Annotated in this window: 18 protein-coding genes and 1 pseudogene; 11 read left to right on the top strand and 8 right to left on the bottom strand. The window is 43.8% G+C overall.

What is annotated here, in order from left to right; translation table 11 throughout:
- Window positions 1–45 precede the first annotated feature (45 nt).
- Window positions 46–1,428 carry an MATE family efflux transporter gene (locus K08M4_RS19045; RefSeq protein ID WP_086051023.1) on the top strand — a complete coding sequence of 461 codons (1,383 nt, stop codon included), beginning with the start codon at window positions 46–48 and terminating at the stop codon, window positions 1,426–1,428.
- A 102-nt stretch (window positions 1,429–1,530) separates the two neighbouring features.
- On the opposite strand, the gene K08M4_RS19050 is transcribed toward K08M4_RS19045, so the two are convergent.
- The 7 genes and pseudogenes from K08M4_RS19050 to dsdA all read right to left on the bottom strand — a co-directional run bounded on the left by K08M4_RS19050 (window position 1,531) and on the right by dsdA (window position 7,489).
- Entirely contained in the window at window positions 1,531–2,157 is a 627-nt protein-coding gene (locus tag K08M4_RS19050) for a LysE family translocator (RefSeq protein ID WP_086051024.1), read from the bottom strand.
- Window positions 2,158–2,440: 283 nt separating this feature from the next.
- A complete protein-coding gene (locus K08M4_RS19055; protein ID WP_086051025.1) occupies window positions 2,441–3,301 on the bottom strand; it encodes a delta-class carbonic anhydrase in 861 nt (286 codons plus the stop codon).
- 360 nt (window positions 3,302–3,661) lie between these two features.
- Window positions 3,662–4,120: pseudogene (locus tag K08M4_RS19060) on the bottom strand (hypothetical protein).
- A 133-nt stretch (window positions 4,121–4,253) separates the two neighbouring features.
- Window positions 4,254–4,631, bottom strand: a complete 378-nt coding sequence (locus K08M4_RS19065) for a VOC family protein (RefSeq protein ID WP_086051026.1) — start codon at window positions 4,629–4,631, stop codon at window positions 4,254–4,256.
- Window positions 4,632–4,754: 123 nt separating this feature from the next.
- Entirely contained in the window at window positions 4,755–5,123 is a 369-nt protein-coding gene (locus K08M4_RS19070; RefSeq protein WP_086051027.1) for a YbbD-related protein, read from the bottom strand.
- Between the two features lie 75 nt (window positions 5,124–5,198).
- Window positions 5,199–5,978, bottom strand: a complete 780-nt coding sequence (locus tag K08M4_RS19075) for a hypothetical protein (RefSeq protein ID WP_086051028.1) — start codon at window positions 5,976–5,978, stop codon at window positions 5,199–5,201.
- A 161-nt stretch (window positions 5,979–6,139) separates the two neighbouring features.
- Window positions 6,140–7,489 carry a D-serine ammonia-lyase gene (gene dsdA / locus K08M4_RS19080; RefSeq protein ID WP_157665762.1) on the bottom strand — a complete coding sequence of 450 codons (1,350 nt, stop codon included), beginning with the start codon at window positions 7,487–7,489 and terminating at the stop codon, window positions 6,140–6,142.
- A gap of 157 nt (window positions 7,490–7,646) precedes the next feature.
- On the opposite strand from dsdA, the gene K08M4_RS19085 reads away from it, so the two are divergent.
- The 5 genes from K08M4_RS19085 to K08M4_RS19105 all read left to right on the top strand — a co-directional run bounded on the left by K08M4_RS19085 (window position 7,647) and on the right by K08M4_RS19105 (window position 14,409).
- Window positions 7,647–8,840 carry an MFS transporter gene (locus K08M4_RS19085; RefSeq protein WP_086051030.1) on the top strand — a complete coding sequence of 398 codons (1,194 nt, stop codon included), beginning with the start codon at window positions 7,647–7,649 and terminating at the stop codon, window positions 8,838–8,840.
- Window positions 8,841–9,043: 203 nt separating this feature from the next.
- Complete coding sequence (locus tag K08M4_RS19090) at window positions 9,044–10,453, top strand: ATP-binding protein (RefSeq protein WP_086051031.1); 1,410 nt, start codon at window positions 9,044–9,046, stop codon at window positions 10,451–10,453.
- The gene (locus K08M4_RS19095; RefSeq protein WP_086051032.1) at window positions 10,431–11,081 is read left to right on the top strand and encodes a response regulator transcription factor; all 651 of its coding nucleotides are present in this window, start codon (window positions 10,431–10,433) and stop codon (window positions 11,079–11,081) included. Before K08M4_RS19090 ends, K08M4_RS19095 begins: the two co-directional genes overlap by 23 nt.
- The gene (locus K08M4_RS19100; RefSeq protein WP_086051033.1) at window positions 11,078–11,896 is read left to right on the top strand and encodes a DUF2861 family protein; all 819 of its coding nucleotides are present in this window, start codon (window positions 11,078–11,080) and stop codon (window positions 11,894–11,896) included. Before K08M4_RS19095 ends, K08M4_RS19100 begins: the two co-directional genes overlap by 4 nt.
- Window positions 11,897–12,039: 143 nt before the next feature.
- The gene (locus tag K08M4_RS19105; protein WP_086051034.1) at window positions 12,040–14,409 is read left to right on the top strand and encodes a glycoside hydrolase; all 2,370 of its coding nucleotides are present in this window, start codon (window positions 12,040–12,042) and stop codon (window positions 14,407–14,409) included.
- A gap of 68 nt (window positions 14,410–14,477) precedes the next feature.
- Here the strand turns inward: K08M4_RS19105 and K08M4_RS19110 are convergent, their stop codons facing one another.
- Window positions 14,478–15,380, bottom strand: coding sequence for a LysR family transcriptional regulator (locus K08M4_RS19110; RefSeq protein ID WP_086051035.1), 903 nt, complete (start codon window positions 15,378–15,380; stop codon window positions 14,478–14,480).
- Window positions 15,381–15,508: 128 nt separating this feature from the next.
- On the opposite strand from K08M4_RS19110, the gene K08M4_RS19115 reads away from it, so the two are divergent.
- The 5 genes from K08M4_RS19115 to K08M4_RS19135 all read left to right on the top strand — a co-directional run bounded on the left by K08M4_RS19115 (window position 15,509) and on the right by K08M4_RS19135 (window position 21,651).
- Window positions 15,509–16,573, top strand: coding sequence for an HlyD family secretion protein (locus tag K08M4_RS19115; RefSeq protein ID WP_086051036.1), 1,065 nt, complete (start codon window positions 15,509–15,511; stop codon window positions 16,571–16,573).
- Between the two features lie 3 nt (window positions 16,574–16,576).
- Window positions 16,577–18,127, top strand: coding sequence for a DHA2 family efflux MFS transporter permease subunit (locus K08M4_RS19120; protein WP_086051037.1), 1,551 nt, complete (start codon window positions 16,577–16,579; stop codon window positions 18,125–18,127).
- Between the two features lie 288 nt (window positions 18,128–18,415).
- On the top strand, window positions 18,416–20,005 hold the full coding sequence (locus K08M4_RS19125) for a response regulator (RefSeq protein WP_086051038.1): 1,590 nt from the start codon (window positions 18,416–18,418) through the stop codon (window positions 20,003–20,005).
- Entirely contained in the window at window positions 19,999–20,331 is a 333-nt protein-coding gene (locus K08M4_RS19130; protein ID WP_086051039.1) for an Hpt domain-containing protein, read from the top strand. Before K08M4_RS19125 ends, K08M4_RS19130 begins: the two co-directional genes overlap by 7 nt.
- A gap of 423 nt (window positions 20,332–20,754) precedes the next feature.
- Complete coding sequence (locus K08M4_RS19135) at window positions 20,755–21,651, top strand: sigma-70 family RNA polymerase sigma factor (protein ID WP_086051040.1); 897 nt, start codon at window positions 20,755–20,757, stop codon at window positions 21,649–21,651.
- Window positions 21,652–21,709: the final 58 nt, after the last annotated feature.

Genomic DNA, 21,709 nt, shown 5'->3' on the forward strand with positions numbered 1-21,709 from the left:
CATCCTGTCATCATTCGTGTATTTATATTGGTGTTGTGAACTTCCATGCTAACGAAACTTCGTCCTTTTACTCGTGAATCGGGTGCGCTTATGCATCTTTCGGTTCCAATCATTTTGACTCAAATAGCGACCCAAGCGATGGGATTTGTCGATACGACAATGGCTGGCCAAGTAAGCCCTGCCGATCTTGCAGCTATTGCACTCGGCACCAGCCTTTGGATTCCTGTGTTACTGCTACTGCGTGGCGTTATTATGGCGTTAACGCCTGTTGTTGCTTACCACCGCGGCGCCCGTGACTTCCAAAGTATCTCTGTTGAATTCTTCCAGATGGTTTGGTTGGCATTAATAGCGAGTGTGCTACTTATCGCTTACTTAGTAAGTGCGAAACCGATCTTAGAATGGATTGGGGTTGCCGCTGAGATCATTCCAATTGGTAGCGACTATGCGTTTGCCCTAGCCTTCGGTGTGCCGGGTATTGCCCTGTTCTACACCTTGAATGGCTTTTGTGAGGGTATGAACAACACCAAAGTGCCGATGATCATTTCGGTAATTGGTTTGCTGATTAATATTCCAGTCAACTACGTGCTTATTTACGGTAAGTTTGGCTTCCCTGAAATGGGCGCTGTGGGTTGTGGCTGGGCGACAAGCTTAGTGTATTGGCTAATGTCGGGAATGCTGTACTCCTACATTAAAGGTCATCACCACTACAAGACCATCATCAACTTTTCAGATGCAAAGCCAAAAGCAAAAGAGATGCTTCACCTTCTAAGATTAGGTTTACCTATTGGGATGAACATCGCGGTGTGCGGCAGTATCTTTGCGGTTATCGCGTTGATGATTGGTCGTATTGGTGCAGAGAACGTGGCAGCCGCGCAAATTGCACTTAACATTTCTAGCCTGACTTACGTGATCCCGATGAGTATTTCGTTTGGTATTACGATTCGTGTTGGTCACGCTTTGGGTGAGAAAGACGAACTAGGTGCAATTGAACGCAGTAAAGTCGGTATCTTAGTCGCAGCGTTAATTTCATTGCTTTCGGTTGCGATGTTCCTGCTGTTCCCAGAGTGGATCATTAGGCTTTACACCACCGACCCAGCAATAAGCGCGACAGCAGCAGTATTGTTGACCTTTACAGCTATGTACCAATTCAGCGATGCATTGCAAACATCGGCTAACGGCGCATTACGTGGTTATAAAGATACTAAGATCCCGATGATGTTAGCCATTGCTTCATACTGGGGCTTGGCACTACCACTCGGCATGGTGCTCGGACTAACGGACCACATTGTTCCTCCGATGGGCGAAGAAGGCTTTTGGATTGGTATTCTTACGGGCTTAAGTATCTCTGCTACGCTGATGTTAATTCGCTTGCGATACGTGATTAAGAAGCGCGATTTACTTCCTTCAGTTAAAGCAGCAATTAGCTAATATTGCTCTAGTAAGTTAATACCGCAGCGGAAAGTAAATACAAAAAAGCGCGTTACTACCACTAGGCAATAACGCGCTTTTTCAATTCAAATTGAACTGCATTTATCTGTTTATTGCCAAATATGATCCAGCCGCAATCATTATTCCACCAGCACTTTGATTTAGTCTTTTATGTGCGCGTGGCGTTTTAAGTAAACTTGCCATTCTGCCCGCCCCCATTGCAATTAGCATTAAACCGGACATCAGAGCAACAGCCGCTAAAACGGAAACCAAGATGATATCTTGTGAGCGTAAAACCGTCAGGTCAATGAAAGTCGGCAAGAACGAAATATAAAATAGAATCACTTTAGGGTTTGATGCTGAAATCAAAAAGCCTTGTGCGAAACTTGCGAGTTCTGATTTCTGACTTTGTTTTGCAGCGAGTTCCGCGGAGCCTTGTACTTCAGGCAGGCTCTTAAACATCTTGTAGCCCAAGTAAATCAGATAAGCGGCACCAACGTAACGAATCATCTCAAAAGCAAACGACCAGTTCTCAGCAATCGTCGCTAGGCCAAAACAGGCAAGCGCAAGATAAATAAGATCACTGCAAATCATACCTAGCGAAAGAGTGATGCACTTTCGCCATCCATGAACCATACCACGAGCTAAAATCGCAAATACGCCAGGTCCTGGAGTAATACCAAATATAAACATGGCAATAAAGAATGTAACTGCGCCTTCTAGTGACATCTGCCGTCCCTCAAATATCATTCAACATTATAATTTTCGAACGTATCATGGAGCCCCGATTCGGGTAAAGAACGTTTTTGTCTAAGAGCGTGTTTGACTAACAGCGTTTTAACTAAAAACGATTCACACAACTCATGTTTTGAATAAGTGTCACACGTAATTTCCCCACAACACCTTCGCCTAGTTCTAGCTTTAAGCCCAACGTCTTTTTCGTTAAGACATAAAAAAGGCGAACCGCTTGGCTCGCCTTTGAAAATATTGACTACCAATCAACGCAACAAGATTAGTTCGATATTGGTGACAACAACTCAGGGTTTACGACTATGTTTCTCACACCGTGGGCGTGATCTTCGTTGAAGTCATTACCTTTACACCAGCTGCCAACCGTAGCGATATTCACTTTCGCAACTTGTGGACGAACGCTCCATGTTACTTGGAAAGGTGAACCTTGCTCATTGTAACCAGGACCCGTTGTAGAACCTGCGTATTGAATCGCTGAACCGGTATTTTGAGGAATGTTTGGGGCTTGGTGTAATTCGTTCACTTTTGAATGTTTAGCGAGCGCTTCGAAATCGAGTGCTTTGTCGTCATTCACTAACACGTAAACTTGGGTTTCTACACGCAGTTGCGGGTTGGTAATTGCATCGTTAAAACAAGCGCCCAGTGTTTCACCCGGTTCAACTTGTGCTGTCGAGTACACATAATGCACTTCGATGGTGTCACCTGAATGCAAAGAGCCATGATCGCTCGGACAAACCTCGCCCTCAAATGGTTTCAGCTCAGCAGCACTCAACTTACCAGTGTACTTAAAACCACTTTGGAAACCCTTTCCATCACCGTTACCAACGTATTGGGTAAACTCGCCACCTTTGTGCTCAGCGTTTTTATGGAAGTGAATATTACATAAATTCATGGCTGTTGAATCTGGGGCATCCGAAAACAGTCTGGTATTTGTTCCTTTCAATGAACCCAAATCTCGTGGGGCTTGCGGGCCAAAACCTTGCCCTTGGGTATTTTCAGAAAGCTTCGCTCTTTGTTTTGCGATAACACCATCTGAGACAGCTTCATGGATTACGTCAGATGCATTTGCTTGAGCAGATAACATCACCATCGCGACGCTTAAAAACACACTCTTGTTGTTCATATTTCTTCCCTAGAATATTGATAATAAAACCTAAACACCGGATGTAGCGGCAAATATATTACTATGCTCACAAGTGAGTATAAGAGTTGTCTTTGTAAGATTAGATTTCATTGCTTACTTTGGGATGAGTATTAGAACCCTCGATGTATAGAACAAGTCAAACACAGTAAATACGGCTACTCCCTTCCAGAACGAGTAATTTCCTACTTTGTTGACTGCCCCCTGACTGATCGGCTTGATAAGCGATCAATGCATATAAAGTGCAACGACGACAAGGTTTGTAAGATCAAAAAGGCGAACCACTTGGCTCGCCTTCATCATTTCATTTAGTCATTTTGGTTACTGTGATGGGTTAACTGCTTAGCCGTTACCCGAAGCAAATATTCCAAATGTCATGACGTTCAATGCGTCGGTCACGCCTTCTAGAGATTTAATCACTTTCTTAGTCGGCTCATTGTTAAGTAATAGGTAACTTCAAAGCCCTTTCTCATTGTCGGTCTCGACTTGATCTTCGGTCGCTTGTTTAGCGGTTACTTGAGATGCACTTCCTTGAGTAGTATTAGCTTGAACAACATCAGCTTGAGGAGCTCCAACTGATTCAGATTGTGTCTTGGCGTGTATATTTGAGTCTGTAACTAAATCAGCATTTGTCTCATCACTAGACTCGGCAATGACATTTAGATCCGTATCTTCTTCGACAGTGTTCGACAAAGTGTTTTCGTTGGTCAGTGTCTTCTCTTCGATTCGCTCATTACTCGTTGTGGAGCAAGCGGTTAAAAAAAACAGACTAACGATGAATGTGAGTAAGTGTCTCACCATAATGATAAACATGACCTCAATAAAACATTGTTCGATTGTAATTTATTTGAATTCCCATATCCAGTGCCAGAGATTAAGAATTAAGGATTAAGGATTAAGGCGATCGTAAGCGGAAGCAATTTAAGGCTCAAACCTAGTAATTTGAAATCTCAATCAAGTTACCGTCAGGGTCTCGAATATAAATAGATTGAATCTTTCCCATCGCACCTGTTCTAGCTATTGGGCCTTCTTCTATTACAACGCCTTGGCTCTCAACGTGCTCAATAACTTTAACAAGAGGCGTGTTAGATATAAAACACAGATCCGCACTGCCGACTTGCACACATCTAGCCTTTGGTTCGAACTCATGACCACTCAAGTGTAGATTGATTTTCTGAGCACCAAATGACAATGCCAAGCGTCCTTCACCGAATTGGATGGGTTTCATGCCAAGCACCCGTTGATAAAAGTCGACCGTAACTTGTAAATCACTCACGGTTAATACCAAATGATCCAACTGACTGATTTCCATCATTATCTTCCTGTAACTAAAAGTGATAAGGGTTTATTGGCGGTGGCTAGGGCGTGTTGATGAACAATGTCATTCGACAACCCACATAACTCATAACAGCAATGTAGGTTGGAATTACTGAACCTAGCCTTCGCACTTACTGAGCGTGTAGGAAACTAAACTATCATCACCCACCTTAAACACCCATATATTCTCGTCTTCGATGAAGTGAAATTCATCGGTCGATTTCGTCGGCTTTAGCGTCGCAATGAATTCCGATAACGTAGGTTCATTGATGATGAAACTCCCTTCTGACGTATTACTATCAAGATCGTTGCTGACTTTAATACTCAAAGTGGATTCAGGCAGAAGATCGGGTAACCAGCCTCTGTCGAACAAGCGCGCTTCTTTGGCTTTCTCATACGTCGAATATTCACTGCTTACCACATCTGAACAACCAGACAACAAGACCAAAGCTGGAAGTAGTAAAGGGAGTAGAACGTTAATTTTCATTCAATTACCATGACTTTAATATAGGTTTGAGACCGAGTTTAACTACACCCGGGAATAGAGCTTAGGATTAGCGCGTTATAGACGTGTACATAGGCTAGTGATTCGGTCAAACATAGCTTGATTGACTGAAAAGTGCGTATTCAAAAACGCCAATTGCGCGAGTGCCGATTCCGCCGTTCTGTCATAGCCTTGCGTGAACGTTGGCAATACCTTAGCAAATTGAGGGAAACGTGCCTCTAGCCTTCTATCCGACATAAATTCATCAACGAATTCTGGCTTAGACTTTTCAGTTTGATCGACAAGATCAATTAGACGATCAAGCGCGTAAGATTGCACAAACCGACTCCCAGAAAGCTTTTCACCGCGGTTATAACGAGACATACCCACATAAAGATTGGTCAGTGCTTCACCGATGATCCATTCTTGAGAATTAGGTTGGGTTGCAGCTTTTTCTGGTGGCACACAACACTGAGTGTCAAAGTCTGCTTCCTGCCAAACAATGCGACCTTCAGCAAACGGAATATGCGCTAATTCGTGTGGTTCGAATACGGCAAACTCGCAGAATATTCCATCGGCATAAAGTACTTTGTAGCCATCGCTGGTGTTCCTTACGGCATAGTCGATTGGAAGAATGTCAGATAACCAATGCAAGCTGTCTAAGAAGTATTGCTTGTGTCCCGTTTGCACTATCGCGAAGAAATCCACATCTGAGTACTGATCCAATCGCTCCGTTTCAATACCAACAGAACCTAGCCCTAATAAAGCATGCGCCTTACCAGAAGCTTTCAAAGATTCCCCAATCGCATCTAAACGCTGTAAGAGTTTTTCTGGTGTATTTGGCTGTTGTGCTTGCATCGCTCTATCCCTATCAAATTGAATGCCACTCAACCTAACTGATAGTTAGAACACCTATGAAGCCTAATTTATAAAATATGTGTTTGAGATAACGATCTGCTTAACTTATTGCTTCGTTTAAACTCATCAATCATCCACACGAGTCCGTCTTTCTATCCAATTTACCCCGATGACTTTGCTAAATAAGCTGCCATTTCTTGCTCTGGCACCATGCCTCCGCCAGTCGCCCATACAAGGTGTGTTGCATTGGCTAGCACCGACTCATCAATATCTAGACGAGCAAGGTATTCTCTATTCTGTTCAACATGAATTACGCCCGGCATCCCCGCCAGTGCAGAAGGCTCCAATTGAATACCCTCCACTTGGTTCAGTTCACCTAACAATTGATACATACGTTCGTCGGTTAACGTGTAATAGCCGTCTAGTAAACGTTCCATAGCTCGTCCGACAAAACCAGAAGCACGGCCAACGGCAAGCCCATCTGCTGCGGTCAGGTTATCGATACCCAGATCTTGCACCGCAATTTCATCATGCAGCCCAGTGTGAACGCCCAACAACATACAAGGTGAATGGGTCGGTTCAGCAAAGATACAGTGTACATGCTCACCAAAAGCCATCTTCAAGCCAAATGCCACACCACCGGGGCCGCCACCGACTCCACATGGCAAGTAAACGAATAATGGGTGTTCTTTGTCGACGACAATCTGCAGCTGATCAAATTGCTGCTTAAGCCTTTCTCCAGCTACAGAATAACCAAGAAATAGAGTTTGCGAGTTTTCATCATCAATGAAGAAACAACTCGGGTCTTGTTCCGCTTCTTTGCGACCTTGTTCTACTGCAACGCCATAATCTTGCTCATATTCGACCACATTGACACCATGCTCACGCAGTTTGTTTTTCTTCCACGCTCTCGCATCAGCAGACATGTGAACAGATACCGTAAAGCCTAACTTGGTACTCATTATGCCAATCGACATGCCTAAGTTACCCGTTGAACCTACGGCAATACTGTACTGTTTAAAGAAGTCACGAAACTCTGGCTCTAACAGTTTGCTGTAGTCATCGCTCTCACACAGTAACCCAGCTTCAATGGCAAGCTTCTCGGCATGCGTTAGTACTTCATAGATACCGCCCCGTGCTTTGATTGAACCTGAAATCGGCAAGTGACTGTCTTTTTTCATCATCAAACGCCCTTTTATAGACTGCTGATAATGATCTTCTAGTACTGATTTCATAGATGGTATATCAATAAGCTCAGATTCGATGATGCCATTGGTCACCTGTGTTTCAGGGAATGCCTTCGCCAGATAAGGGGCAAACCTTTGTAATCGCAGGCTAGCACCATTAATGTCTTTCTCGCCTAAACCCACATAAGGTAAACCTTGCTCTAACGTCGTGATGTTCGGATTAAACCAACTCACCTCTTCTAGTGCTATAAGTTGTTTTAACAACGGGAAATCGTTGGTGAGCTTCTTTATATTTAATTCACTTTTTGGGTTCAATTCAGTCATGGGTGAGCTTCTCCGGTATAGCACCATCATCTCTGGTACACAGCAATCTGCGCTCGTACAAACATTTAGTTTTGAGCCTATTAAAACGGTATTTGTTTAATCATTCAATCCTCTGTAGGCTAGCCTCTCTTCTCATAAGCACACAGTAGAACCATCTATGAGCGTCTCACTTCGTAACAGTATTTTCATCATGTTAGGAATTCTATTCCTTTCACTTAACCTTCGCGGGCCTTTTACAAGCTTGGCTCCGGTGCTTTCTCAGGTTATGGAAGGGCTCAATCTTAACTCTTCAGCGGCCGGATTTTTAACGGCTTTGCCACTGTTAACGTTCGCTTTGTTTTCGCCATTCGTCACCAAGATATCCCAAAGAATCGGCCTTGAGCCTAGCCTGTTGTTAGCATTAGTGTTGATCACGACAGGCATAACACTGCGATCTTGGGGAGTTATTTCGACCTTATACATAGGTACTGTGATGATCGGCCTTGGTATCGCGATTGGTAACGTGTTGCTGCCGGTTGTGGTCAAAATCAGCTTCCCAACACGCATCGCTACTGTGACTTCTTTGTATATCTTTACGATGGGAGTTGGTTCGACGTTAGGCTCAAGTCTGATGGTTCCGTTTTCAGAGCTTACCTTGTTCACGTTTACTGGTTGGCAACTAGCGCTGGTAATGAACCTCCTATTTCCAATATTAGCCTTGATGATCTGGTTACCAAAAATCAGAAAACGTTCCTCTTCTGCAACGAATAAGAAGCAAGACGACAAACCTCTTCCAATGAAAAAGATGATTAAGAGTGGCCTTGCGTGGCAAGTGACGTTGGCGCTGGGGCTTAATTCATTTACCTTCTACTCTTTTGCGGGCTGGTTACCACCAATCCTGAACGATCTTGGCTACAGCGAGATCGATGCAGGCTACATCTACGGGTTCCTACAGTTTTCAACCATGGTCCCGGGATTGCTGTTACTGCCGTTCTTAGGAAAAAGCGATAACCAACAATGGCTTATTACACTTTGTGCTTCGAGTGTGTTTATTGGATTAATTGGCCTTCTGTATTTGCCTGAGTTTGCGATATTCTGGGTAGGACTGTTTGGATTGGCTAACTGTTCGACCTTTATTATTGCGCTTTCTTTTGTTGGCTTACGCACATCGAATAGCAGCCAAGCCGCTTCGCTTTCGGGTATGGCTCAAGGGATCGGTTATGCCTTAGCGGCGACTGGCCCGACTCTGGTTGGTAAGCTTCATTCACTGACAGACTCTTGGAGTGTTCCTATTCTTCTGATTGCATCCGTTGCATTTGCTTGCACGATATTCGCGGCACTGGCAGCAAGAGACAAAAAGGTCAGCGTTTAAACGAGCACAGAACAGTGATGGTCTTGCGTCTCTCTTGCTAGCGATTGTCTTGATATATTCATTCGGCGATAAACCAAATGCATCTTTAAAAGCATGACCCACTCTACAATTTGTTGTTAAAGGAACACTTGTTGACATTCAGGTTACAAATCACGTCTAAAACTCTTTAGACTCGCCCCACGACTTTTAATGGGAATGATTGGATGCGCAGGTTTACCTTAGCCCTTTGCTTGACCTTTTGGCTCCCAACTCTAGCCAATGCCCAAAGTTTGCAAGACAAATGGCAAACCCTGTATCAACTGAGCTGGCAATCGTCTCCTATCTTCGTTTCTCAGCAAGAGTTAACCCAATACCCGAAAGCACTTCTTCAGGAAAGCAGCCGCTACCCGGACTTCAACAAATTCAGTTGGGACGACATCGCAGCGTTAGCGTCAATACAAGATCACTGCCGAGCGATTGAAAGCAATAACCCTTCTTTAAGTGATGCCATCGAATTCGAACTGGCTTTGTGCCGGGAACAAACCTTGGATTCAATCTGGTTTGCAGCACACTCCAAACGACACCCTGCTGGCGGGAGTTTTGCTGATCGTTATGTAGCTCGTTACCCAGAAAACAGTGAACAGATTCATCCGTTTTTGAGTATCAGCAATCCTTTGCATCCATTATTTTCCAAGCTAGAAAACTTAACCGCACAAGGCAGAGAAGCACTGCTCAATGGATACCGCGCTTGGCAACAAGGTGATGTGCTTTGGTTAAGTGGCGAACAAGGTTGGAAAGCGATCCCGTCGAAAGTTTGGGAGCCTATCGCCGATCAACAACAAGTGACACTGTCGGGTGAAACCTGTACTTTTCGTTACAGCAACGTGTGCTTAAGCGAGCCTAGCAATGACAATCTGATCATGAAAACCTTGATCTTTACATTGCTGTTAACGTTGCTTTCCGGACTCGGTAGAGTCTTATACCTAAGAACAAAACAACGAAAAGAGAGGCAGTTCGTTTTACAGCTTCTCACTCATGAGCTTCGCACGCCAATCACCAGCCTTGGTCTAACCGTTGAAATGTTCAGGAATCGCTATGATGACTTTTCTGATGAAACTCAAAATGCGGTTTGGCGTTTAGTATCCGACTATCAAAGGCTTTCTCAGCTAACAGAAAACAGCAAAGTGTACCTAAGTTCGGATCAGTCGGAGCCATTATTGAAGCAAAACGCATCCTTAGAAGAGTGGCTCGATCATGTATGTGAAAAACACAATGTCGAGTATCAATGTGAATCAAGTGACGTTGAACTTTACCTGCCGTATTACTGGCTTACTATCTGTTTAGATAACTTAATCAAGAATGCCAGACAACACGGACAAGGTAAGATTTTGGTAAAGGTCGAACTCACAGACAAGCTGACTATTGAGGTGCAAGACGAGGGGCTCTTCCCTTCACCGATACAACGGCTGATGTCCCGTATCACGCCAAGTGAAACGCACAGACAAGACAACATGGGCATTGGCCTAACGATTGTCGAACACTTGATGAAACAAGCGAATGGCCGCCTCATTATTCTTCGTAACCCAACCCGATGTATTTTGGAAATCGCTTATGAATACCCTACTGCTGATTGAAGACGACCAACTGCTTGGGCAAGGCCTCGTCAGCTTCCTTGAGTCCAATGGTTACCAATGTCTTTGGGTGCAAGATGCAAAGCACGTCAGTAAGCTATGGTTACGTGCCGACTTAGTGGTGCTTGATCGACAACTCGAAGATGGCGACAGTTTACGACACTTGCCTAATTGGTTACTGCTCAAAGCGCTACCTGTGATCGTATTGACGGCTAAAGTGGAAGTCCAGCAACGCGTTGAAGGACTAATGGCGGGCGCAAAAGACTACGTAACTAAGCCATTTTCGAACGATGAATTGCTTGCCAGAGTCATTACGCAGCTTCGCCCGTTAGGTGTTAGCCATTTGAATTACGCCAACATCCAAATCAACTTGTCGGAACGGATCGCTTACCTGGATGAAAGCCCTATCGCGCTCAAGCCTAAAGAATTTCAGTTATTGGTGTTGTTTATTCAAAACCAAGGCCGTGTGTTTCATCGAGATGAGCTACTCAATAAAATCTGGGGTTATCAAGCCTTCCCAAGCACAAGAACCGTTGATAACCACATATTGCGTTTACGTCAAAAGCTACCAACGCTGAAACTAGAAACGCATCGTGGGGTTGGTTATCGTTTGGCTGGGGAATCACAATGAAAGTAAGCTATCTAACAGCACTGTTCTGTACATTGCCCTTTGCGTGTAATGCGGCTTGGTTTACAGACACGCCATTACAACACACCTATCAATCGCTGCTTGATGATCAACCGCAAGTTGCGTGGCAAGAGCTGCAAATCGCGCTTGATCAGGAGAAGCTAGATGGTCAGCTTTGGCTACCCGTTAAACAAGAAATTCTGAGTCGAACTCAATGTGGAACTCAGCTTGAACAAAGTGCTACGCCCAACAACCACATTCAAGTTAGCTTTATCTGGCGTCACGGTCTTTCATCACAAGGCTATCAAATCAAAGTGTCTGCGGAGCAACTCAGCGAAAAGGTAGAAGCGCAAACACAACGTATTTCTCTCGTTTCACCTGACGGTAAAGTGGTTATCGACGGACAACTCAATTCTGATGTCGAATATCAAGAGATGGAAACCAGTGAGATGTTCATCAAACCGGAATCGGGTGTTTATCAGTTAACGATTGGGGCGAAAAACTACCCTATTATTGCGGCTTTGGATGACAGCAAGCGATGGTTAACACTCGAAAGTAAACTCAACGACCCGCATATTGAGGTAACACCACCCGAGATAATAGACAACTGCCCAGACACCAATGTCAGTTGGCAGTGGTTTGATGAAAACTACGATATGTTAGGTTTAAAGATACCAATCAAAACAGCGCAAGGCTCCATTCCCTCAGAAAGCCCGTTGGATGCTAATGCCAAACACTTGAGCGCATCGGTTGAAATGTTTGAATACCAAGGCACGATTGAAGTTCAATATGTACAGCGTGTCGCGGTGCCTTTCTAAGTTATGCTCGCATCTCACAGACATTCGTAACAAGCTGCAAAACCGGTAATAAGCTAATGGCGCTTCAAATAGAGACATATAGGTGACAAAACATCAACGAGACTTGGGTGTAATGACCGTACTTACTCTTACGGAATCTAGATATGCTCAACGTTCGTCATCAACTTACTTTTACGTCTTTTGCTATTGCGGCTCTATTCACGACTTGTGCTTTCTCGGCAAACGCACAAGATAATCAAGTCACTCTTATTAGCAATAGCCACGCTAGCAGCAATAGCCACGCTAGCAGCAATAGTCACGTTAGTAGCAGTAACGCCAGCAATACAGTGTCGATTTCAACGAAAACATTAGCGATAGATTGGAATGGCTTAAGCGTGAATAGCGCGGCTTTGACTGTTGATCGTCAACCTCAAAAAGTTACCCATCTGGTCACAGATTCAAAAGCCAAGGCTTCTTGGACGCTCATGCCAAGCGGAATCCATGTTGAAGCTGAACTTAAGCAAGGTGATCTTCTTGTCCAATTTACTTTACCTTCGAACACACTGGTGAAACGAAATCACCCCATTGAACTCGTTTGGTTTGACCTAGCAGAACAACAAACTCAAACCCTATTTCTGCCCTTTAGCGAAGGAATGCGTGTTCCTACCAATAACAAGCAATGGGCAAACTATCTAGTCGACAACCATTCTGGAAGCAACACCACCCAAGACTTAAAGATGCCGTTTTGGACAGTACAACAGAAGGATCGATTCATCAGTTATCAGATGATTAATGCAACCAACAATAAGCTGACCTTTTCTGACGCTTCCTCTGTTATGCCTTCTAAAGCAAACACCAAGATTGATATGAGCGCTTCACACCAATTTACAACGCTGAATCAATCACAACCTTTTACCGTTCGCATTGCACTTGGAGACTCTTGGTTAGATGGTGCCAAACAATACCGTGACTGGCGTATTGATAATGATCTCTCTGAATCGCTTGTCGAAAAGCAAAAGCGTAACCCAGAAGTGAATAAGCTGATCGGCGCAAGCCACGTCTACTTGTTTGGTAAAGACCCATTAAGTATCCAAGATGTGGGCGACTGGTGGGGATTAAAAGCTTGGTATCTAGAGGGCTCGAAACTAAGCATTTCAAGTGAAGCGAAGCGGGAGTTATCAACTCTATCCAAAGGCAAAGATTGGTTCAGCCACTATCATAAACAACTGTTGTTGGACTCTATTAGCCAGTCGTTGCAGATGTTATTTCCAGTCGGTACTCCGACACTCGAAAACAACACGATTAAAGCTCAACACACCGCAGCACAGAACAAGAAAAACTGGTTGATTAAGCATGCTTCCTCTTACCTCAATGCACCGGATACTTGGGGGCAAGCCTTATCGTCGGATATGGTCAGTAATCTAAACAAAGCAGGATTAAACAAACTTTGGTTAGGCTTCGACAATTGGATGCCAGCTTTCTATCAACCGAATGCCGTCGAACTGGCAAAACAGTCCGGTTATCTGGTCGGTACTTACGACTCTTACAACACAGCCATTCCTGCGAAGTTAAACGACAACTGGTTAACGGCTCAGATGCCGAAAACCACTCGCGAGACTTGTGCGATTGAATTGGCCAATGGGAGTTTGAAAAAAGGGTTTCGAGGTAACGGTTTCTATCTAAATCCGAATTGCCATTTAGATTACGTAAAGCAGCGCGCTCAAGACATTATGCGTTTTGGTCAGTTCAATAGCCTCTTTCTAGATGTTGATGCGACGGCCATGGCTCGTGAAGATTACCGCGATAACACTAGTGAGTCGGATATACTTTCTGCCTTCAATAACCGAATGCAGTGGTTAAACGAGCAACCAGATTTGGTGCTTGGTTCTGAAGATGGCAATAGCCTGACGACAAAAGGCATCGCGTTTGCACACGGCTTAGAAACGGTTGGTTTTGGTTGGACAGACAAAGACATGAAAGATAACCGCCAATCACCTTATTACTTGGGTCGTTGGTATCCAGACCATAAACCTGATTTTTTCTTCAAATCCGCTAAGGTCAAAGAACCCTACAAGTCATTGCTGTTTTCGCCTCAATATCGAATTCCACTATACCAAGCTGTATTCCATGATGAAGTGATTAACACCCACCACTGGCATTCAGACAGTTTGAAATTCACCGATGTGAAAGCCCATCGTGATCTAACCGCCATGCTTTATAACACGCCAGCAATGGTTCATTTAACGAGAGACGAGGCTTTATCGATTTCAAATACTAGGATTAAGGCTCTGAAGCACTATCAAGATGGATTTGAGCCTATACATGAGCAGTTATGGGATAAACAATTGGTCGACTTCATATGGTTAGACAATAGCGGCAAGATTCAACAAACCGTGTTCGATGACGGCAGTAAGATCATCGCAAACTTCTCCAACAAGGCATTTCGTTACAACGGTATCGATATTGCTGGCCTATCGGTCAAAGCTATATTAGCGAATACACAAATCGTCGACTGGCAGCCCAATCATGGTTAGCTTCGATACGGTTTAGACAATAATGAATAATAGGAAGCCTAAGCACTTAACCGTTAACGTTTACCCCGTTACTTTTGCTTCCTATTTTGAAAGGCAGTCAGTAAATAGTCGATAAAGACCTTCTTACGTTTCGGCATCAACTGTCTATCTGCATACACTAGGCTTACTGAAACCTCAGGCATCTCATATTCAGGCAACAAACGAATCAACTTGCCGGTCTTGAAGTGCTCACGACAAATGAACTCAGGCAGCACTGCTAAACCAAGCCCATCCACACATGCAGTTAAACACGCCGTAATGGTATTCACCCGCAACTGGCACGGCAAATCGATCAAAATCGACTCACCGGCTTCTAATTGTAAATGCCACTTGGGTAAACGTGCCGCCTTGTTCACCACCTCAATCATCCGAAATGGAGACTGTAAATCTGACGGTGATTTTATGTCTCCAAACTGTTCCAAATATTCTGGGCTCGCAACAAGCGCTCTTTTGGATGTAGTGAGGTATCGAGAAACCAGACTCGAATCCACCAGCTCACCAATTTGCGCGTAAAGATCAATCCCTTCCGCAATGATGTCGACTTCTCTATTGGTCAGTTCCAAATTCAATGTGACGTTTGGATGCTCTTTAAGAAAATTGTGTATGTGTTTTGCTAGCACTTGGTGGCCTAGTTCTACTGGGAGTACCACTTTTAACGGACCACGAATCAGGTCTTGGTTTGCTGAGACTTCTAATTCGGCTTGGCTCATGATCTCATGCATTTGAATACTCGACTGATAAAACCGCTCGCCCTCTGGGGTTAATACCAGACTTCTCGTCGACCGGGTGATTAGCCTCACACCTAGATGTTGTTCTAGCTCTGCCAATTTTCGACTTACGGTTGACTTGGTCATGTTGAGTGTTTCAGCAGCCTGCGTAAAACTCCCACAATCAACCACTTGTGTAAAAATAGTCACAGCATTCAAATCCATACTTGCCTCCCAAACTCGCCATTAGTTAGATTTTTGCAACAGTGTTTCCCTTTTTTCCTATCTTATCAATCAATCGAATTCATTTACAATTCGTTACATCTAAATAAAAACAAAATGAGAAATAAGAAATGACAGATAACAACAACGCTTCGCAGTCAGTAAGTACAAAAAGACGTAATAAAGCACCACTTATTGCTACTGCGATCATGCTGTCATTAGGTTTAGCTGGGGCTGGATATTGGTATGGCTATGGCCAGTACTTCGAATCGACCGATAACGCCTACCTACAAGGCGACATCACCAATATTAGTCCTAAAGTAAGTGGCTATATCGTTAAGTCTTATGTGAGTGATAACCAATCGGTTAAAGAAGGTGATTTGTTGGTTCAAATTGATGATCGTGATTACCAGTCCGCACTTGCACAAGCTCACGCCCATTTAACAGTAGTCGAATCAAGCGTACACAATCTTATCGCTCAACAAACGTTACAACGTAGCCAAATCAACCAAGCTGAAAGCCGTGTTGATTCTGCACAAGCTGAATACGAGCGTGCTATTCAACAAGTCGTTCGCTCTCGTAGTCTATTGAAACGTAACTATGCGTCGCAAGATGAAGTCGACAGCATGGTCGCACAACAAAAAGTCACCCAAGCAGAACTTGAAGAAGCGAAAGCAAACCTCGTCGCAAGTAACGATCAATTGATCGTGATTGCCAGCGAAATCGAACAAGCAAATGCCTCAGTAACCGAAGCTCAAGCACAAGAACAACAAGCGCAGCTTAATCTGGATTACACCAAGGTCTACGCGCCAACAGACGGCGTGATCGGCAAGCGTAGTGTCCGTGAAGGCTTGCTGATTCAAGCGGGCGCCCCACTGATGAGTTTGGTACCAAACAACCAAGTGTGGATTGAAGCCAACTTCAAAGAGACACAGCTAAGCGGTATTCACAAAGGTCAAACAGTTGAAGTAGAGCTAGACGCTTTTCCGGGACAACCACTTGAAGGCGTGGTAGACAGTTTCTCTCCTGCGACTGGAGCTAAGTTTGCACTCCTGCCACCAGAAAATGCGACAGGTAACTTCACCAAGATTGTTCAACGTGTACCGGTGAAAATTACCATTCCAGATCAGCAAGAGTTGAAAGGTCGACTGCTTCCTGGTTTGTCTGTGGTAGCGACCATCGATAAACGAGGCTAGACCATGAGTAGCGCTGGTGTTGTCACCCACACTAATGATGATGGAGAGGTTTCAAGACGCCATTGGATCGCCCTATTTGGCGGCTTAATTGGCGCGTTTATGGCAATTTTGGATATTCAGATCACCAACTCGTCACTCAAAGACATTCAAGGTGCGCTGTCTGCCACCTTAGATGAAAGCTCGTGGATCTCTACGTCTTACCTAGTCGCAGAGATGATTGCTATCCCACTCAGTGGTTGGCTTTCTAAAGCGCTCGGAAAACGCCGTTATATCACGTGGACGACGGCCATTTTCACCATTTCATCTTTGCTGTGTTCGTTCTCTTGGAACATGACCTCAATGATCGTATTCCGCGCGATGCAGGGCTTTAGTGGTGGTGCTTTAATCCCGCTTGCTTTCTCGCTAGTGATTCAGTTATTGCCGGTCAACAAGCGTGCCGTGGGTATGGCATTGTTCGGCGTAACGGCGACCTTTGCTCCATCGATCGGCCCAACATTTGGTGGCTGGCTGACGGAGAACTTCTCGTGGCACTATATTTTCTACATCAACATCCCACCCGCTCTACTCGTGATCACCATGATCCGATATGGCTTGGATGATGAAAAGCTCGACCTTGGCACGCTGAAAAAAGCGGACTGGTTTGGGATCGCGACCATGGCGTTAGGGCTAGGTTGTTTGGAAGTAGTGCTAGAAGAAGGTAACCGTGAAGAGTGGTTCAGTTCGAGCTTTATTATTGGCTTGAGTATCGTATCGGCGGTGAGTTTGGTTTACTTCGTGATAAACGAGCTCCAACACAAAAAGCCATTGGTGAATTTGCGGCTATTGCGAGATGGGCAGTTTGCTATGTCTTGTATCGCCTATTTGATTCTAGGGATGGCATTGCTCGGCTCTATCTATGTGCTGCCGATGTATCTCACTCAAATTCAGCAATATAACGCGATGGAAATTGGTGAAGTGCTGATGTGGATGGGTTTCCCACAGTTGTTGATATTCCCAATCGTTCCTAAGCTGACGCAAATCATTAAGCCTAAGTACTTGGTGACCTTTGGTTTCGCGATGTTTGGCTTCAGTTGTTACGTGAATACACATATGACGATTGATTTTGGTGGCCAACAGTTGATCTTGTCTATGGTTCTTCGTGCTATCGGTAGCCCGTTTATTATGGTTCCCCTGTCTTTGGTTGCGATGAAAAACATCAGCAAAATGGACACGCCTGACGCTTCGACCTTAACCAACGTAATGCGCAACCTAGGGGGTGCTTTTAGTATCGCGATTATTGCTACGTTGTTAGATAACAAAACGCGCGAGCATTTGGCGCATATCAAAGAGTCATTACCTTCCGTGAGTCAACTGGGTTGGCAGACGCTTCAGCAACAACAAGCGTTCTTTATTCAATCAGGAAGTGATGCCGCAACGGCGATGCAACAAGCGCAAGCTAGCCTACTTGGCACAATGCAACGTGACGCCGCTATCATGGCTTACAACGATGTGTTCTTAATGATGACGGCGTTCTTGGCTTTAGCTGCAGTATTGATTCTAAATATGCGTGATTAGCGCTAGAGTTTTGTTTAATAAAGCTTCAAGAAAAGAACAACATTTCGAATAAAAAATCGAACAATTAAACTGAGAGGTAAGCTTATCGGCTTGCCTCTTTTTTATTTCTAAAACACGTATAACCCAACGAAAATCAGGTAAAAGTAACCTGCGTTTGAAGACTTTCATAAATGTTATCGAATACTCCTTAATTACCAATAGTTTATTGAGTGTTTGTCTGTGATATTGGCACCTTGACAATGTGCAACTTGACGCCTAAATTAAAAATAACATTTGGTATTGAGGAAAATGGATTTGACCTTACCACCTGACCTACGAGTTTTAATTGTCGACGACTCCAAGAGTGCAACTATTCTTATAAAGCAGCAACTCTCGAGCTTGGGCATTGCACATGATTGCATCTTTATTGCGACCGACTATCGACAAGCAATTAAAGCGGTCGAGACTCACTCTTTTCATGTACTCCTCATCGATTACCACCTAGAGCAATTCTTCACGGGCTTTGAACTTTTGGGTATTCTGTATCGAAATAGGCTCATCGACCATACGGTTGCGACAATTTTACTCTCTGGAGATATGCGTCAAGAAACGGTATTAACTGCCCTGTCAGGCGAGGCACACCATTTCGTTTCTAAACCGATTCATACTCAGAGGTTAGGTAAAAAGATCCAAAGTGCTGTATCCGTCTCGAAAAAGCTGACACAACTGAACGAGTTATATCCGATCACCAGTCAGGATAAATTGGCTCAAGCATTAGCGGTCTCGCCTAATGGCTCTAGCGTTCAATTCGAAGCGACACTGATTGAACATTTAATTTCTGGTAAGAAATGGCAATTACTCTCTAGCGTCATTAGCCACTCGAAAACCAACATGCACCCGACGAAACTGGTTGCTGAAGCTCTGATTCTCGACAGTTTAGGCAAACAGGATCTAGCCATAGATAAGCTCCACAACTTTCTGATCGCGCAGCCACTCTCATTGAGCGTCATTGATTGCTTAAGCTGTATCTACGAAAAACATAAGATGCTGCTTCCTGCTCTGAAATTAGCGATTCGTGCATTTGAGATGACACCAAGTATCAGCCATCGCGCAATCAGGGCGATTGACTTGGCTGAGAACGCAGACAACACACGTATGATCATAAAGTTAGGTGAGATGTATGCTACCCATATTTCAGCTGCTGACATTGATGTCATTCACTCCATTTGTGCGCACTTTAATTCGTTAAAAGCGACTTATCAGCGCGAGACTCAACTAAAGTACAAACGTATTTTGCTTGAGCACGCCAACCAATTCACCGAGTTAGTAAACCTGAAACTTCCGGTAAAACAACAGCAGCAGGTTTTAGCCAGCCTTGCCCTGTTTCAGAGCAGTATCTTGCTCATCGAAAATAGCCCTCAGGTTGCCCACAAAAAAGTGATTAGAGCTTCAACGCTGTTAGCGAATAATTTCCACAGCCAACCAACTTACTTACTGGTTCAATTGTTACCTCTTCTGACTCACTTTGGCGAATACTCCCTGTACCACTTAGTTGCAGAGTGCTTAAAAACTCGTGGAGAGACAATAAACCATCAACTCGAATCTAAAGACATAGACCCTTCTAGTTGTGTAAATATCGAAGATTCAGATTCAATCCAAGAACTAAAGGACTACATTGACAATTACCCGTATTCCATTGCGGCGAAACTTGACTATATATATGCAATCCATAACGCTCATATAGAAGAAAACCTTAGACACGAATACTTGAAGCAACTTGCACAATTGGAGCTTCCACCTAGATGGAGTCAATGGCTCAGTGATTCATTAAGATCTGGTTTTTCGAACAAGCCGCCTAGCCCATTTTCAACATACAACCGACAGGAGTCTATATGCTAGATATTGATGCCTTAAATGCCTACTTAGATAATGACAGAGAAATAATCTTCGCTGTATTGTCTGTGTATCAAGAAGACCATGGCAATTCATTAGAAGAGATACAAGAACTAGTACAGCAACAAGATTGGGGCAAGCTTCATTTTGTCGTACATACATTAAAAGGCATATTAGCCAGCTTTGGTGAAGAAACAGCCACAGTGGCTTTAGAAAGAATCGAGCAAAACACATCCAATAAATTGGCGCCTCAAGCGGATGACCTTTCGGTTATCTACAGCGAAGTAAAAATCATCAATCAACAAATCGATGATGTGCTCAGCACTTACTAGTCGATAGAATTAAGACTGACGTGTGAAACTAGGGTCAATGTTTCCAAATAGCCAAAGGAGCTAAGTTACTTGGAAACATTGAACCTCGACTCTTGTCATTGTGCTTATCATTTCTCCTCTCAATTATAGCTCCAACCCACACCTATAAATTCATGACATTTATCTAGATAAAGCAATGCATCAACATGCTTTATAAACTAACCATGTTGATGTTTTAAATGAAAAGCCAACACACTTGATGAGATGCAAAATGGTTAAATATTTGTAGATTTTTTTGTGACTTAAACATACGAAATTGCATTTTATTTATTGGTAAAGAAGAAACTGTTATCTACACTCTAATTAAGCCAAGCATTAATCACTTGGTAGCATAATAATAAAATAAAAAACAGAACGTTCAGTCGGCTAAAAAAGGACAAGGAAATGAACAATGACAGTTTTGCTGCGTTTCAGGGGATCACGGATGACACACCCATTAAAGAATCATTTTCTACCAGAGCAGAACCTTATGCTCACTATCTAAAGGATATTGTGGGGATTGATCTGCTGTCGCGTGAAGATGAGGTGTATTACGCAAAATTGAATCGCGCGGGTGATAAAAAAGCGCGTGATGTCATGATCGAATCAAACCTACGCCTTGTTGTGAAAATCGCAAAGAGTTACCTAAAACGTAAAGGCAATAATTTCACTCTGCTCGACCTGATCGAGGAAGGCAATATTGGCTTAATTAAGGCCATCGACAAATACGACCCAGAACCCGGTTATCGTTTTTCAACCTATGCTGTGTGGTGGATTCGTGAAAACATTGAAGCGGCATTAATGAACACGGGTCGTACCGTGAGATTACCGGCCCACGTCTGTAAAGAAATAAACAGCCTCGCCTCCAAAAAGCTCGATGTAAGCAAAAAAATGAGTAAAGATATTTCCATTTCTGAGTTATCAGACAGTTCTGGCGTTAAGGCCGAACGCGTTGATCAACTAGTGGCGTTAAGCGGATTTATTGACGTGACGACAACGGTTGGAACTAGCCATGCACCTATGGTGCTTGACCAATGCGAAAGTGAATATATCCCCGACCCTCAACAAGATTGTGAAGATCAATCCTTTACCCAAGCTCTAGAGCAAATCATCAATACACTTCCTCCAAAATTACAAAAGGTGCTCATCCACCGTTTTGGTTTCTTTGATAACAAGGTGAAAACGCTGTCTGAGATCGGACAAATGTTGGATGTGAATGTGTCTAATGAGCGAGTTAGACAGATGCAGAAGGAAGCGGTTGAGAGAATTCAAAAACGACTCAAATTTGATGGTTGGGTATAAGCCATTAAGCCATTAAGCAACCAAGCAACCAAGCAACCAAGCAACCAAGCAACCAAGC

This window comes from Vibrio syngnathi (genome assembly GCF_002119525.1).
GTDB classification, from domain to species: domain Bacteria; phylum Pseudomonadota; class Gammaproteobacteria; order Enterobacterales; family Vibrionaceae; genus Vibrio; species Vibrio syngnathi.

Excerpts from the sequence above, each read along its gene's own strand:
- K08M4_RS19045 (WP_086051023.1), top strand. The coding sequence starts at position 46 with ATGCTAACGAAACTTCGTCCTTTTACTCGTGAATCGGGTGCGCTTATG.
- K08M4_RS19050 (WP_086051024.1), bottom strand. The coding sequence starts at position 2,157 with ATGTCACTAGAAGGCGCAGTTACATTCTTTATTGCCATGTTTATATTT.
- K08M4_RS19055 (WP_086051025.1), bottom strand. The coding sequence starts at position 3,301 with ATGAACAACAAGAGTGTGTTTTTAAGCGTCGCGATGGTGATGTTATCT.
- K08M4_RS19065 (WP_086051026.1), bottom strand. The coding sequence starts at position 4,631 with ATGGAAATCAGTCAGTTGGATCATTTGGTATTAACCGTGAGTGATTTA.
- K08M4_RS19070 (WP_086051027.1), bottom strand. The coding sequence starts at position 5,123 with ATGAAAATTAACGTTCTACTCCCTTTACTACTTCCAGCTTTGGTCTTG.
- K08M4_RS19075 (WP_086051028.1), bottom strand. The coding sequence starts at position 5,978 with ATGCAAGCACAACAGCCAAATACACCAGAAAAACTCTTACAGCGTTTA.
- dsdA (WP_157665762.1), bottom strand. The coding sequence starts at position 7,489 with ATGACTGAATTGAACCCAAAAAGTGAATTAAATATAAAGAAGCTCACC.
- K08M4_RS19085 (WP_086051030.1), top strand. The coding sequence starts at position 7,647 with ATGAGCGTCTCACTTCGTAACAGTATTTTCATCATGTTAGGAATTCTA.
- K08M4_RS19090 (WP_086051031.1), top strand. The coding sequence starts at position 9,044 with ATGCGCAGGTTTACCTTAGCCCTTTGCTTGACCTTTTGGCTCCCAACT.
- K08M4_RS19095 (WP_086051032.1), top strand. The coding sequence starts at position 10,431 with ATGAATACCCTACTGCTGATTGAAGACGACCAACTGCTTGGGCAAGGC.
- K08M4_RS19100 (WP_086051033.1), top strand. The coding sequence starts at position 11,078 with ATGAAAGTAAGCTATCTAACAGCACTGTTCTGTACATTGCCCTTTGCG.
- K08M4_RS19105 (WP_086051034.1), top strand. The coding sequence starts at position 12,040 with ATGCTCAACGTTCGTCATCAACTTACTTTTACGTCTTTTGCTATTGCG.
- K08M4_RS19110 (WP_086051035.1), bottom strand. The coding sequence starts at position 15,380 with ATGGATTTGAATGCTGTGACTATTTTTACACAAGTGGTTGATTGTGGG.
- K08M4_RS19115 (WP_086051036.1), top strand. The coding sequence starts at position 15,509 with ATGACAGATAACAACAACGCTTCGCAGTCAGTAAGTACAAAAAGACGT.
- K08M4_RS19120 (WP_086051037.1), top strand. The coding sequence starts at position 16,577 with ATGAGTAGCGCTGGTGTTGTCACCCACACTAATGATGATGGAGAGGTT.
- K08M4_RS19125 (WP_086051038.1), top strand. The coding sequence starts at position 18,416 with ATGGATTTGACCTTACCACCTGACCTACGAGTTTTAATTGTCGACGAC.
- K08M4_RS19130 (WP_086051039.1), top strand. The coding sequence starts at position 19,999 with ATGCTAGATATTGATGCCTTAAATGCCTACTTAGATAATGACAGAGAA.
- K08M4_RS19135 (WP_086051040.1), top strand. The coding sequence starts at position 20,755 with ATGAACAATGACAGTTTTGCTGCGTTTCAGGGGATCACGGATGACACA.